The organism is Acinetobacter sp. TYF_19 (genome assembly GCF_043105125.1).
Lineage (GTDB): Bacteria > Pseudomonadota > Gammaproteobacteria > Pseudomonadales > Moraxellaceae > Acinetobacter > Acinetobacter johnsonii.
The window spans coordinates 1-13,705 of record NZ_JBICLH010000045.1 but is presented as its reverse complement, the minus strand read 5'-3'; the positions used below and the strand labels follow the sequence as shown (position 1 = coordinate 13,705).

The 13,705-nt window shown below is 43.2% G+C and carries 11 protein-coding genes; 4 read left to right on the top strand and 7 right to left on the bottom strand.

Going from position 1 to position 13,705, the window contains the following annotated elements:
• Window positions 1-9: 9 nt before the first annotated feature.
• The 5 genes from nuoF to ACF8FD_RS05755 form a co-directional block, all read right to left on the bottom strand.
• Window positions 10-1,341, bottom strand: a complete 1,332-nt coding sequence (gene nuoF, locus ACF8FD_RS05775; RefSeq protein ID WP_004695387.1) for an NADH-quinone oxidoreductase subunit NuoF — start codon at window positions 1,339-1,341, stop codon at window positions 10-12.
• Entirely contained in the window at window positions 1,338-1,847 is a 510-nt protein-coding gene (gene nuoE / locus ACF8FD_RS05770) for an NADH-quinone oxidoreductase subunit NuoE (RefSeq protein ID WP_004982912.1), read from the bottom strand. The genes nuoF and nuoE overlap by 4 nt, the downstream gene beginning before the upstream one ends.
• A gap of 14 nt (window positions 1,848-1,861) precedes the next feature.
• Entirely contained in the window at window positions 1,862-3,649 is a 1,788-nt protein-coding gene (nuoC, locus tag ACF8FD_RS05765) for an NADH-quinone oxidoreductase subunit C/D (RefSeq protein ID WP_010327357.1), read from the bottom strand.
• An 88-nt stretch (window positions 3,650-3,737) separates the two neighbouring features.
• The gene (locus ACF8FD_RS05760) at window positions 3,738-4,415 is read right to left on the bottom strand and encodes an NADH-quinone oxidoreductase subunit B family protein (protein WP_004695382.1); all 678 of its coding nucleotides are present in this window, start codon (window positions 4,413-4,415) and stop codon (window positions 3,738-3,740) included.
• A gap of 6 nt (window positions 4,416-4,421) precedes the next feature.
• The gene (locus ACF8FD_RS05755) at window positions 4,422-4,970 is read right to left on the bottom strand and encodes an NADH-quinone oxidoreductase subunit A (protein WP_004695380.1); all 549 of its coding nucleotides are present in this window, start codon (window positions 4,968-4,970) and stop codon (window positions 4,422-4,424) included.
• 491 nt (window positions 4,971-5,461) lie between these two features.
• On the opposite strand from ACF8FD_RS05755, the gene ACF8FD_RS05750 reads away from it, so the two are divergent.
• A complete protein-coding gene (locus ACF8FD_RS05750; protein ID WP_004695379.1) occupies window positions 5,462-5,818 on the top strand; it encodes a hypothetical protein in 357 nt (118 codons plus the stop codon).
• A gap of 55 nt (window positions 5,819-5,873) precedes the next feature.
• Here the strand turns inward: ACF8FD_RS05750 and bfmS are convergent, their stop codons facing one another.
• Both bfmS and bfmR read right to left on the bottom strand, forming a co-directional pair.
• Entirely contained in the window at window positions 5,874-7,538 is a 1,665-nt protein-coding gene (gene bfmS, locus ACF8FD_RS05745; protein ID WP_279679170.1) for a sensor histidine kinase BfmS, read from the bottom strand.
• Window positions 7,539-7,574: 36 nt separating this feature from the next.
• On the bottom strand, window positions 7,575-8,291 hold the full coding sequence (gene bfmR / locus ACF8FD_RS05740; RefSeq protein WP_004695375.1) for a response regulator transcription factor BfmR: 717 nt from the start codon (window positions 8,289-8,291) through the stop codon (window positions 7,575-7,577).
• 595 nt (window positions 8,292-8,886) lie between these two features.
• Here bfmR and ACF8FD_RS05735 point away from each other — a divergent pair.
• The 3 genes from ACF8FD_RS05735 to ACF8FD_RS05725 all read left to right on the top strand — a co-directional run bounded on the left by ACF8FD_RS05735 (window position 8,887) and on the right by ACF8FD_RS05725 (window position 13,401).
• The gene (locus ACF8FD_RS05735; protein WP_004695373.1) at window positions 8,887-11,718 is read left to right on the top strand and encodes a ribonucleoside-diphosphate reductase subunit alpha; all 2,832 of its coding nucleotides are present in this window, start codon (window positions 8,887-8,889) and stop codon (window positions 11,716-11,718) included.
• 124 nt (window positions 11,719-11,842) lie between these two features.
• Complete coding sequence (locus tag ACF8FD_RS05730; protein WP_004695369.1) at window positions 11,843-11,980, top strand: hypothetical protein; 138 nt, start codon at window positions 11,843-11,845, stop codon at window positions 11,978-11,980.
• Window positions 11,981-12,117: 137 nt separating this feature from the next.
• Entirely contained in the window at window positions 12,118-13,401 is a 1,284-nt protein-coding gene (locus ACF8FD_RS05725; protein WP_159128482.1) for a ribonucleotide-diphosphate reductase subunit beta, read from the top strand.
• Window positions 13,402-13,705 lie beyond the last annotated feature (304 nt).

Below are 13,705 nucleotides of genomic sequence, written 5' to 3'. Positions count from 1 at the left end.
TCGAATTCCTTAAGCTTGTTCTACGTTGCTAGTTTGCGCAGCAGCATTCACTACTTTTGCTTCAAACTCGCCACGGAAATATTTGAGTGCACCCATCAACGGTTCCATTGCACCTGGAGCATGCGCACAGAAAGTCTTACCAATCCAAAGCTTACGAGTAAGTTCTTGTAAGTGATCGATATCTTCTTTCTTACCTGTACCATCTTCCAATGCTTTCAGTGCTTTCACCGCCCACGGTAAACCATCACGACAAGGCGTACAGAAACCACATGACTCACGTGCAAAGAATTCTTCTAAGTTACGAGTCGCTGAAACCATACATTGCGTTTCATCTACCACCATCAGCAAACACGTACCTAAACGTGAACCTGCTTTCATGATGCTCTCAGCATCCATCGGTAGATCAATGTGTTCAGCAGCCAAGAAGTCTGTAGACGCACCACCCGGTAACCATGCTTTAAGCTTCAAGCCATCACGCATACCGCCCGCATAGTCTTCAATGACTTCGCGTGCAGTTGTACCAAATGGAAGCTCCCAAAGACCTGGGAATTTCACCTTGCCAGATGCACCATAAATTTTTGTGCCTGGATCTTTCGACTTACCCGCAGATAAGCCGATATACCATTCAGGACCACGCAACATGATTGCTGGTAAGTTATTGTAGGTCTCTACGTTGTTAACAATGGTAGGACGACCCCAAGCACCTGCAACTTGTGGGAATGGCGGTTTCGTACGTGGGTTTGCACGGCGACCTTCAAGCGAGTTGATTAATGCAGTTTCTTCACCACAGATATAACGACCCGCACCCGTGTGCACATGCAACTCGAAGTTCCAGCCAGTTCCAAGGATGTTATCACCCAAGTAACCTTTGGCACGAACTTGCTCAAGCGCTTCATTTAAGTAAGCAGCTGCTTCAATGTACTCGCCACGAATGAAGATATAACCATGGGTTGCTTCTAGCGTATACGCTGCAATCAACATCCCTTCGATCAATTGGTGAGGAAGTTTTTCCATCAACAAACGGTCTTTAAAGGTCCCTGGTTCCATCTCATCGGCATTACAAATCAGGTAACGTGGACCTGAGTTGTCATTTGGCGCCATCAAAGACCATTTGATCCCTGCTGGGAAGCCTGCACCACCACGGCCTTTTACAGTCGCAGCTTTAATCACTTCAAGCACATCTTTCGGCGGCATGGTGATTGCTTTTTTCAGACCCGCATAACCTTCAAGCGCTTCGTAATCATCTGCATTACGAACGTGCTCTTGTTTACTTAAACGCCAAGTTAATGGATGCGTTTCTGGGTTACCTTCGCCATAAATTGGTTTTGGTTCGGTATTCATACATACTTCTCCAACAACTGTTTCACTGAAGAAACTTCAACCAAACCGTGAGTGTCTTCATTCACCATTAAGGTTGGGCCTTTGTCACAGTTACCTAAGCAGCAAATCGGCAGCAAAGTAAAACGGCCATCAGCAGTCGTTTGACCAAACTGAATGCCTAATTCACGCTGGAATGCTTCTGCTAAAGTTTCCGCACCCATCAAGAAACATGCAATCGAGTCACAAAGTAAAATGACGTTACGACCCACGGGTTGACGGTAAATACGGTTATAGAAAGTTGCAACACCTTCCAAATCAGCAACACTGATTGTCAATAACTGAGCAATGGCGTTTAGCTGCGCGTCATCTACCCAGCCATTACGGCGTTGTACACACTTCAAAGCATCCAAAGATGCTGCACGTGGGTACGGATAGTGACCAATGTGATGTTCAATTTCGTGGATTTCGTCCGCAGTCAAAATCCCTTCAACATTCACGCGTGGCTTTTTATCAGTCAAAATCATCATAATGCGTTTACCCCTTAGCGATCCACGTCAGCCATAACGACGTCAATTGTCGCTAAATAAATGATCAAGTCAGATACCAGACTGCCGTTAATCACAGAAGGCATTTGCTGTAAATGCGTGAAAGTCGGTGTACGAATACGGGTACGATAACTCATCGTTGACTTGTCTGAAGTCAAGTAGTAATTCGACGCACCTTTGACCACTTCCGCCATTACAGATGCTTCACCTGCAGGCATTACAGGACCCCAAGATACGCTTAAGAAGTGCGTAATCAAGGTTTCAATGTCTTGTAAAGTCTTGTCTTTTGGTGGTGGAACAGCCAATGGGTGATCTGCTTTGTATGCACCAGAAGGCATGTTGTCTAAACATTGCTTCACGATTTTGAGTGATTCTTCAATTTCACGGAAGTGAACAAGAACACGCGCATACGCATCGCCTTCGTACTCAAGTGGCACATCGAAGTCGTAGTTTTCATAGCCACTGTATGGGCGATATTTACGAACGTCGAAGTCAATACCTGTTGCACGTAGACCTGTACCAGTTACACCCCAAGCTAACGCAGATTTCGCGTCATATTGAGCTACGTTACGCGTACGACCTACAAATACAGAGTTTTTCAGCGCTGCTGTGTAGTATTCGTTCATACGCTTCGGCATCCAATCTAGGATTTCACGAATCAGATGCTGCCAGTTGTTTGGCAAGTCATGTGCTGTACCACCAATACGGAACCATGCTGGGTGCATACGATAACCCGTGATCGCTTCAATCGCGTCATAGATTTTTTGACGATCCGCAAACATGTAGAAGACTGGCGTCATACCGCCGGCATCTTGAATCGCAGTACCGATATACAACAAGTGGTTATTGATACGGAACAACTCAGACATCATGACACGGATACATTGCGCGCGGTCAGGTACAGTAATACCCGCCATTTGCTCCACACCCATCACATAAGGCATGTTTTGCGCACAACCACCTAAGTAGTCCACACGGTCGGTATAAGGAATGAATGAATGCCAAGTTTGACGTTCAGCCATCTTTTCCACACCACGGTGGTGATAGCCGATATCAGGCACACAGTCTTTCACTTCTTCACCATCTAACTGCAAGATTACACGGAAAGCACCGTGCGCAGATGGGTGGTTCGGACCCAAGTTCAAGAACATGAAGTCTTCGTCGTCATTACCGCGCTTCATACCCCAATCTTCAGGTACGAAACGAAGGTGTTCCTGTTCGTAATCCTGCTTCGCTTGGTTCTGCATATACGGTGTATATTCAGTGGCACGTGCAGAGTATTCTTTACGAAGTGGGTGACCTTCCCAATAGGTTGGCAACAAAATACGACGGAGCATTGGATGCCCTTCGAAATTGATCCCGAACATATCGTAAGCTTCACGTTCGTACCAGTTGGCATTTGGCCAAATATTGGTTGCAGTTGGAAGATTTACATCATTTTCACTCAATGCAACTTTGATACGAATATCACTATTACGCTCAAGCGATAATAAGTGATAGAACACAGTAAAGTCAGACGCAGGCAAACCGTCGCGGTGTGTACGTAAACGTTCATCTACCGCAGACAAGTCAAACAACATCACGTATGGACGTGACACTGTACGCAAGAACATTAAAACTTCTTGTACGCGCGCGCGCTCAACCCAGACTGTTGGAAAGTCTTCAAAAGTCGTTTGCACATAGAAGTTCTCGCCAAATTTGGTTTTGAGCTCTTCTACAATTGCAAATGCTGGGCGTGAATCAACTTGCGCTGACTCTGGCATAGCGTTTTCAGTTTCAGCCATTGGCTTGGCTTCCTATTTAATACAAATTCATTCAACCTAAACGACAACGACACCCAGACCGGGTGCATCAGAACAACTGTCGTTTAAATTATTTAATTTCATCCATAGAGCGTAAGTTTTTCACTGCAATACGTTCAGCATTCTTACGGTCACGTTCTGGCATCATCTTTGGCTTATACACTGGCTTAAGATCATCACCAATCACGGCAGAAAGTGGACGGCGCTCTAATTGAATTTGGTCTTGTAACAACATTAATGCTTGGATTAATGCTTCTGGACGGGGTGGGCAACCTGGAATATAAACATCGACTGGGATGATTTTATCCACACCTTGTACAACTGAATAAATATCGTACATACCGCCAGAGTTTGCACATGCGCCCATTGAAATAACCCACTTCGGTTCCAACATTTGTTCATATAAACGTTGAATAACTGGCGCCATTTTGACGAAACATGTACCTGCAACAATCATCAAGTCAGCCTGACGAGGTGAAGCACGGATTACTTCGGCACCGAAACGCGACAAATCATGCACGCCTGTTAAAGTCGTTGCATACTCTACGTAGCAGCAAGATGTACCAAAGTTAAACGGCCAAACTGAGTTCTTACGACCCCAGTTCACTGCTGTATGTGCCACGTCCTCTAAACGAGTCATGAACACATTTTTATTCACTTCTTCTTCAAGCGGATCCGTTACGATTTGACGCTCTTGAAGTGGATATTGATCAGCATCCGGATTCGCACGGGTTAAGGTATATTTCATCCCGAGTTACTCCTTATCAGACGATTTAGCCGGTGACTTATCTTTCACACGACCAGATGATTGAGCTGGGATTTGACCTGTAGGGTCCATAACCAACTCTTCAATTGAATTAAAGCGAGTGATTTCTGCAAGATTCATATTTGGAGAACCAACTTTAGGTTTAATCCCTGCTGCTTTACGTTTGTCAGAAGGCGACCAGTTAAGCGCACCAGTAGACAACTCATAAACCAAACCAACGAGTAAAACTAAAATAAATACTGCTGCAGTGGTGAAACCCACCCACCCCACTTCACGAACCGATGTAGCCCATGCGTAAAGGTAAAGCGCCTCTAAGTCGAATACGACAAAGAAGATTGCAACCAAATAGAACTTTGCTGACAGGCGGATACGTGCGCCACCAGCACCAACCACACCTGATTCAAATTGCTCTTGCTTTGCACGGCCCCATGACTTACCCCCAAGGAGTAATGGGACAGTGAGCATAAAGACGCAAAGAAATGTAACGCCGATCACGAAGGCAATAATTGCCCATTCGTATGGAGTAATGGCACTCATGCGGGGATAACTCCTGGCAGGCCTAATTTATTAACAAAGAATGCATGTATTGGCCTTCAAATACACCAAACACAAAATTAATCCCGCCAATTGTACCCGATTGCTGACGTAAGTTGCTAGCTTATAGACCTTCGTCTTTAGGATGATTTCTCTTCGTTTTTTGAGATTTTTTCGATGAAAGCCCTTTTATTTCGAAACCAATCGCTTTATCTAATAAAACACTACTATTCTATTATTTTTCCAAATTTTGACATTCAAACAAAGCCTATAAACCATTTTTCAACCTCATTCCGATAACAATCACACAATCAGCAGTTTAAAAAACTAAGCTCAACAACCGCTCCATTTTGTTTATTTAAAAAGTACAAAAGTAGATTAAGTCACTCATATTTTTTGTATTTTTTTGCAAATCACTCCAATCAATTAATGCACTTGGCTTTTTCTTGTGCTATTGATATAAACAACCAACAACAAAGAATAAGGAGCACCACATGAGTCTGGAATTCACCCATAAACCTAACTATTTTTTATTTGCCCAGTTGCTTATTCGCCATGTTGAAACTTATGTTCGTAAACACCCCGATGCCAATAATGCCATCTTTGATTTACGCGACATTTATGAACTTTTTCGCCAAGACAAAGCTTCAGCCACCACCAACCTTGATGGCATTATGAATATTGTGGATGAATATAAAATTGAAACGATTAATGGTGATCAGAAGCTCATTAGCCGTTATGGCATAGACACCCAAAATAACTCATTATTGATTGACTTTAATGCAGATGCGCTTGAAAGCTTAAAACAAGGCAAGCAGATTATTTCTCCCGATGCCAGCATCCAAGAATAAGTCAGCATTGAAAATAAAAAAGCACCGAATTTCGGTGCTTTTTTATTTTCAATGCTTAGATTTTTGAGTCTGTATTATCTTTAACACTATACTTCTTTTTAGACTTACTAAAGCGATGTGCCGGCCATGTCATGGTAAAACGTGCACCACCGAGGCTTGGACTCTGATCCACTTTAACGCTACCACCAAACCAATAGGCAATTCGGCTCACAATCGACAAACCCAAACCATAGCCACCCGATGCTCGAGTCCGGCTATCATCCAAACGTGCAAAGGCTTCAAAAACGCGCTCTCGCTCGTCTTCTGGAATACCGGGCCCATCATCTTCAACACAAACATAGGCCATACCGCTGTCATTAATACCACCACTGACCAGCACCTGATGGTCGCCATAACGAACTGCATTACCAACCAAATTCTGCACCACGCGGTGTAAATAACGACGTTCAGCCTCAACCGTTAAGGTTAAAGGAGGAGCATTTAAATGAATTTCTTTCTGGGTTTTTAGTGCTTCCGTCTCAACCACCACCTGATCTAAGACTTCAAACAATACAATGTTTTCAATATCAAGTGATGGTGTGCCCTGCTCCAACTTGGCGTAGGTCATGATTTCATCAATTAAGGTATTTAAAGCCTCAATGTCTTTATCAATCATATCGACTTGTTGAAGACGGTATTCATAATCATCTTCTTCAGCCAGCATTTCCATACCAAAACGAATCCGAGCAACGGGCGTACGAAGCTCATGCGATACCGCACGCATCAGCTCGCGCTGCGCCTCGATGAGTCGCTGAATATGGTCTGACATGCTGTTATAGCTATTGGCTAGACTGGCCATCTCATCCGTGCCGTCGACAGGCAAACGTAGGGTCATATCGCCTGCCTTCATACGATTTAAACCGTAATTGACCTCACGCAGTTTACGCTGCATCGGTACAAGCAAGCCATAGACCCCCAAACTGAGTACAAAAAGGCTCAACAAAGTAATCCCTGCTGCGAGCTGAAACGGCATCCAGTTGAAAATAGGCACAGGCCCCAATACCAAAACCTTGCTCGGTGAACTAGGTAAAGGTGGAGACACAATAGAAATGGTGGTACCACGCACAGAAGCACTATCACGATATAAGATCACGCTATGATCTAAACGCAAACGACCAATCTGCTCAGACTCTAAAGCCAGATTTTGTACTTCTTCAATCTGCACAGGATAAGAGAAATGTTTCTGTACTTTTTCCAAGTACTCTTCTTCTTGGCCTGGGTAATACACCAGATAATCTAGGATAAAAATCGGGAGTGCTTTCATTTGCAGCTCACCAATTTTATCTACTTTAATATACAGTAAATGATTCGGATCATCTTTTAGACCAATGATCAGGTACGCCACTTGCGTTTGCGCATCATAACGCACAGCCGCTTTGCGCTCACTGATCCGCTTTAACTCTGCACGACTCAAATCAACCTTATCAGCTGGGATCATATTAATCGGTAGTTCAAGCAAATCCGAAGCATCTGAAATCCAGTCTGCTTTTTGCTGTGCATTGGTCTGACGGGATACACCTTCACTAATAATAAAGGAAATCCCGTCCGTCAAAGACTCGCGATATTCTTGCACTCGCTGATAGTTAATAATTTGTACAAGCAAATATCCCATGAGGGCAACAATAGCGACCAGCACCACCAGCCCAGCATAGATACGCAAGAATATACTGTGTTTGAACACTAAAAATGTCCCGTTTTAACGAATCAAATAAACGGCTTAAAGACCATTGGTTTCTTTTACAAATAAGTAGCCTTTACTACGTACCGTTTTAATACGTTTTGGATTTTCAGGATCATCACCAATTTTTGGACGAATACGCGAAATACGCACATCAATTGAACGGTCTTGACCGTCATATTCGATACCACGTAAGCGTTCGAAAATGTCTTCGCGAGAAAGAATGCGACCTGCATTTGAAGCCAACAACCACAATAAGTCATATTCAGCGCTGGTAAAGTCAACCAACTCACCATTTAAAGTCACTGAACGACCACCGTTATCGATCACCAGATCATCAAATTCGATACGCTGTGCAACTTCATCTTCAGGCGCTTTATCAGTACGACGTAATAAAGCACGAATACGTGCAAGTAAAACACGTGGCTGAACTGGTTTTGCCACATAGTCATCTGCACCCATTTCTAGACCAAGCACTTGATCCATATCTTCGGTACGTGCAGTCAACATCAAAATCGGTTGGTGATAATGTGGACGAACTTCACGGCAAATGGTTAAACCATCTGCACCTGGAAGCATCACATCCAACACCACCATATCGGGTTGTTCTGCAATAATACGGCGAATGGCACGGTTACCATCGGGTTCTACCCCAACCTCAAGACCATTACGGATCAGGTACTCTTGAGTTAAGCGAGCTAGGCGCTCATCGTCTTCTACGATTAAAATTTTTGGTAACTTTTCTTCTTGGCTCATGGAGTGCCCCTTTATTTTGACGACTTAACGTATCCTTTAAAATCCAAGAGATACGCTCTGATATATTTTGCAATATACACACGTTTACATTGTAAACAAGATCTTGTTCACCAAACTGATACATCAAAGTAGCATTTTGTTATACATTTTTTCAGCCCCGAAATGAGCGCTTTCTCGCGTTTGCTGTATATCCAACCAAAGCAAAAGAAACGTTTCTTTACAAAATGGCGATTTTTCATACCAAGTCACTGTTTGAACAGTTTATAACTCACTCATTCGTCTGTTTTGAACTTATCCACAATGTTATCTATAAGCACTTAAACCGAGCTTTGTTATGCTATCGCCTTGTCTAATAAGGCTTAATACAAGAATCATAAAAAAGGGATCTTTTTGAGATCTTTTCGAGACCAGATCGATCAAAATATTTAATAAAATGTCAATATTGATCTACCCTGAATTTTCCCGTATCTTGTGTTCAATTAATTTTTAAACCACTAGGTCTTGTGTTTAAACCTCAAACACTGTGGCATAAAAATTGCCCAGTTCAAACGGTCCATAGACATAAAAATAGATGACAAAATGGAGCTATGCTAGCATGAGCGTATCGAATTCAACCCCTGGTCAAATTCAGGTGATTAAACGCACTGGAGATGTTGCCAGCTTTGACGCAGAAAAAATCTCTGTTGCCATTGGTAAGGCATTTTTGGCTGTTGAAGGCCAACAAAGTGCTGACTCAAGCCGCATCCACGATCGTATTTCTCAACTTACCGAGATGGTATTAAATACGTTCAGTCGCCGCCTACCTTCTGGCGGTACAATTCACATCGAAGAAATCCAAGACCAAGTTGAACTTGCGCTGATGCGTACAGGTGAACAGAAAGTTGCTCGTGCGTATGTCATCTACCGCGATCAACGTGCTGACGCACGTAAACAAGCAGGTGAAAACCATCACCCGACCTTACAAATCACTGACGCCAATGGACAGCTTCAACCGCTTGACATGCGTAAGCTTGAAGCGACTGTAACAAAAGCTGCTGAAGGTTTAGAAGGCATCAATGTTCAAGCGATCATCGATGAAACCATCAAAAACCTTTACAACGGTGTAAAAGCGTCTGATATCGCAACCACGATGATGATGGCAACACGTACACGTATCGAACAAGAACCAAACTATACCTACGTGACGGCTCGCCTACTTCGTGATGAATTGGTCGCAACTGGTTTAACTTTCCTTGGCTTGTCTGAAGACACAGCTGAAGGCGATGCTTTAGAAACTTTCCTGAAGAAAGGTATTGAGCTAGACCTACTTTCACCAGAGCTTCTTAACTTTGACCTTGCGAAATTGGCCGCAGCGATTCAACCAGAACGCTCAAACCAATTTACGTACTTAGGTCTACAAACATTATTTGACCGTTACTTCATCCACTCAGATGGCGTGCGTTTCGAATTGCCACAATTATTCTTTATGCGTGTTTCGATGGGTCTTTCACTCAACGAAGCAAACCGTGAAGAACGTGCAATCGAGTTCTACAACTTATTGTCGAGCTTCGATTACATGGCATCTACGCCTACCCTGTTTAACTCAGGTACGCTACGTCCACAGTTGTCTAGCTGTTATTTAACGACCATTGATGATGACCTATATGACATTTATGGCGCTATGCGTGATAACGCAATGCTATCTAAATGGGCAGGCGGTTTAGGTAATGACTGGACGCCAGTTCGTGCCTTGAACTCATATATCAAAGGTACAAACGGTAAGTCACAAGGTGTAGTTCCATTCCTTAAAGTGGCAAACGATACTGCTGTTGCAGTTAACCAAGGTGGTAAGCGTAAAGGTGCTGTGTGTGCATACCTTGAAACTTGGCACTTGGACATCGAAGAGTTCCTAGAGCTACGTAAAAATACTGGTGATGACCGTCGCCGTACGCATGACATGAACACCGCGAACTGGGTTCCTGACTTATTTATGCAACGTGTTTTTGAAGATGCTGAATGGACCCTGTTCACGCCGTCTGAAACACCAGACCTACACGACTTAATGGGTGCAGAATTCGCTGAGCGTTATGCACACTATGAAGCAATTGCAAAAGAAACAAACATGTTGCACAAGAAAATCCGTGCAAAAGATTTGTGGCGCAAAATGCTGTCGATGTTGTTTGAAACAGGTCACCCGTGGATCACATTTAAAGACGTATGTAACTTACGTTCACCACAACAACACGTTGGCGTAGTTCACTCTTCTAACTTGTGTACAGAAATCACATTAAACACAAGCAAAGATGAAATTGCGGTATGTAACTTAGGTTCAATCAACCTTGTACAACACGTTCAAGGTGGTGTGTTAGACCGTGAAAAGCTTGCACGTACGGTAAAAACAGCGGTTCGTATGCTCGATAACGTGATCGACATTAACTACTACGCTGTACCACAAGCGAAAAACTCGAACTTGAAACACCGCCCAGTGGGTATGGGTATCATGGGCTTCCAAGATGCGCTGTATGAAATGCAACTCGCTTATGGTTCTGATGCAGCAGTAGACTTCGCTGATGAATCAATGGAAGTGATCAGCTACTACGCAATTTCAACATCAAGTGATTTGGCTGTTGAACGTGGTACTTACGAGACATTTAAAGGTTCACTGTGGGATCAAGGTATCCTGCCTATTGACTCGCTAGACCTTGTTGCTAAAACACGTCCTGAGCGTATGTTTGAAGTTGACCGCACTCAACGTTTGGACTGGGACACTTTACGTGCCAAAGTTCAAAAAGACGGTATGCGTAACTCGAACGTGATGGCCATTGCACCGACTGCAACCATTTCAAACATTTGTGGTGTGTCTCAGTCGATTGAGCCAACATTCCAAAACTTATATGTAAAATCGAACCTATCAGGTGAATTCACAGTAATCAACCCATACCTAGTACGTGCGTTGAAAGACCGTGGTCTGTGGGACTCTGTGATGGTGAATGATCTGAAACACTTTGAAGGTTCGGTTCAGAAGATTTCTCGTATTCCTGAAGAGCTTAAAGCGATCTTCGCGACGGCATTTGAAGTTGAGCCACGCTGGATTGTGGATGCTGCATCACGTCGTCAAAAATGGATCGATCAAGCGCAGTCATTAAACCTTTACATCTCTGGTGCAAACGGTAAGAAACTGGATTTGACCTATAAAATGGCTTGGTTACGTGGTCTGAAAACAACGTATTACCTTCGAGCTTTAGGTGCAACTTCTGCTGAGAAATCGACCATTAACACTGGTGCATTGAATGCAGTAAAACCTGCAACTGTAACGGCAGCGCCTGTTGCAGCAGTTGCTCAGGAAGTTAAACCAGAAGTGGTTGCTGAAGATGAAGGCTTCGGTCAAGCAGCTCCAGTGCCAATGGCGTGTTCAATTGACAATCCAGACTGTGAGGCTTGTCAGTAATAACCTCCCCTAACCCCTCCTAAAAGGAGGGGAATTACACCAAACTTATTGAGGTGTGAAAATCTCTCTTTTAAAAGAGGGATTTAGGGAGATTAAAAAATTAAAGACAACCTAGGAAATCACCATGCTCCATATGACACATAACTATATGTTAGGTCTTGCGACCTTGGTGATTTCCTTTGTGGTTTTGTTTTATATGCCGATTGCCTACTTTTGGGTAAAAGCAAACCAAAGCAAAAAGCGAAAGCAAAATAAGTCGTGAGAATCACGTTCTATGCTCAGTTTTAGAACAACGATTGGCAAAACTTAATTTTGCTTTCACAAATTAAGCGTATAGTAAGACATCTCAGCATTGCTGGATGTCGATAAAAGATATAAAGCAACGTAGAGAGAATTGATATGTCTATCCTAAGTTGGGACGATTTCGAAGATGATTCGCAAAAACCGGCTGCACCTGAACACAAGTCTGCGCCCGTCGAACCGCAAAAAGCGGCTAATCCGCAGATGGTATCTGCTGCAGAGCAACCACAGAAGAATGTGGCAACTGCACAACCCGCTTCAACCCCTCGAAGCCGATCAACAAATCCAGCCGATCCGTTGGCAAGAGCATCTAACGCCTTAGAAAGTTTAGATGTTGCCCCAGGTCTAGAAGAACTAGAAATGGGTGCGCAACGTGTACAAGTTGATGACAAAGCGATGATTAACTGTCGTGCGGACTTAAACCAACTTGTACCGTTCAAATACGAATGGGCTTGGCAAAAATATCTAGACGGTTGTGCAAACCACTGGATGCCACAAGAAGTCAACATGAACCATGACATCGCGCTTTGGAAGTCTGAAAATGGCTTAACTGAAGACGAACGTACCATTGTTATGCGCTCTCTTGGTTTCTTCTCTACAGCAGACTCATTGGTTGCAAACAACTTGGTGTTGGCGATTTACCGTCACATCACCAACCCTGAATGCCGTCAGTACATTTTGCGTCAAGCATTTGAAGAAGCAATTCACACTCACGCTTACCAATACTGTATCGAATCTTTAGGTATGGATGAAGGCGAAGTCTTCAACATGTACCGCGAAGTTCCATCAGTTGCGCGTAAAGCAGCTTGGGGCTTGAAATATACACAGTCTTTAAGTGATCCTACTTTCCAAACGGGTACACCTGAAAACGACCAAATTCTACTGCGTAACTTGATCGCATTCTATTGCGTACTTGAAGGGATCTTCTTCTACTGTGGTTTCAGCCAAATCTTGTCGATGGGCCGTCGTAATAAGATGAATGGTGTTGCTGAGCAATTCCAATACATCTTACGTGATGAGTCGATGCACTTGAACTTTGGTATCGATATGATTAACCAAATCAAGATCGAAAACCCAAGCTTGTGGACTGCTGAATTCCAAGAAGAAATCATTCAAATGATTCTTGAAGGTACGATGCTTGAAATCGAATATGCGCGTGACACTATGCCACGTGGTGTATTGGGTATGAATGCTGCGATGATGGAAGAATACTTGAAATTCATCTGTAACCGTCGTTTAGCACAGTTGGGCTTGCCTGAGCAGTTTGCTGGTGTGAACAACCCATTCCAGTGGATGTCTGAAATGATGGACTTGCGTAAAGAGAAGAACTTCTTCGAAACGCGTGTGACAGATTATCAGACTGGCGGTGCGCTGAGCTGGTAAGGTAAAACGTCACGCAACACATATGTTGTCATAGAAAAAGGCTGCTATTTGCAGCCTTTTTCTATTAGAAACAAATTATGGTAATTCTTTGATCATACTTATTGAAAACAAATATTCTTGATGGTCATTACTAATTTCCAGAGCAGCGTACTTTTGTACTTTAATTTTTTGCACAGTGCAAAAATGCTTTTTATTCAAAATCACATATCACCAGCTGCCAATAAATCATGATGTTTATCACAATATATTTCATTATACCAAGTATAATGCATGTCATTATTAATGCTTACAAAGATCCATAAAG

Excerpts from the sequence above, each read along its gene's own strand:
- nuoF (WP_004695387.1), bottom strand. The coding sequence starts at position 1,341 with ATGAATACCGAACCAAAACCAATTTATGGCGAAGGTAACCCAGAAACG.
- nuoE (WP_004982912.1), bottom strand. The coding sequence starts at position 1,847 with ATGATGATTTTGACTGATAAAAAGCCACGCGTGAATGTTGAAGGGATT.
- nuoC (WP_010327357.1), bottom strand. The coding sequence starts at position 3,649 with ATGGCTGAAACTGAAAACGCTATGCCAGAGTCAGCGCAAGTTGATTCA.
- ACF8FD_RS05760 (WP_004695382.1), bottom strand. The coding sequence starts at position 4,415 with ATGAAATATACCTTAACCCGTGCGAATCCGGATGCTGATCAATATCCA.
- ACF8FD_RS05755 (WP_004695380.1), bottom strand. The coding sequence starts at position 4,970 with ATGAGTGCCATTACTCCATACGAATGGGCAATTATTGCCTTCGTGATC.
- ACF8FD_RS05750 (WP_004695379.1), top strand. The coding sequence starts at position 5,462 with ATGAGTCTGGAATTCACCCATAAACCTAACTATTTTTTATTTGCCCAG.
- bfmR (WP_004695375.1), bottom strand. The coding sequence starts at position 8,291 with ATGAGCCAAGAAGAAAAGTTACCAAAAATTTTAATCGTAGAAGACGAT.
- ACF8FD_RS05735 (WP_004695373.1), top strand. The coding sequence starts at position 8,887 with ATGAGCGTATCGAATTCAACCCCTGGTCAAATTCAGGTGATTAAACGC.
- ACF8FD_RS05730 (WP_004695369.1), top strand. The coding sequence starts at position 11,843 with ATGCTCCATATGACACATAACTATATGTTAGGTCTTGCGACCTTGGTG.
- ACF8FD_RS05725 (WP_159128482.1), top strand. The coding sequence starts at position 12,118 with ATGTCTATCCTAAGTTGGGACGATTTCGAAGATGATTCGCAAAAACCG.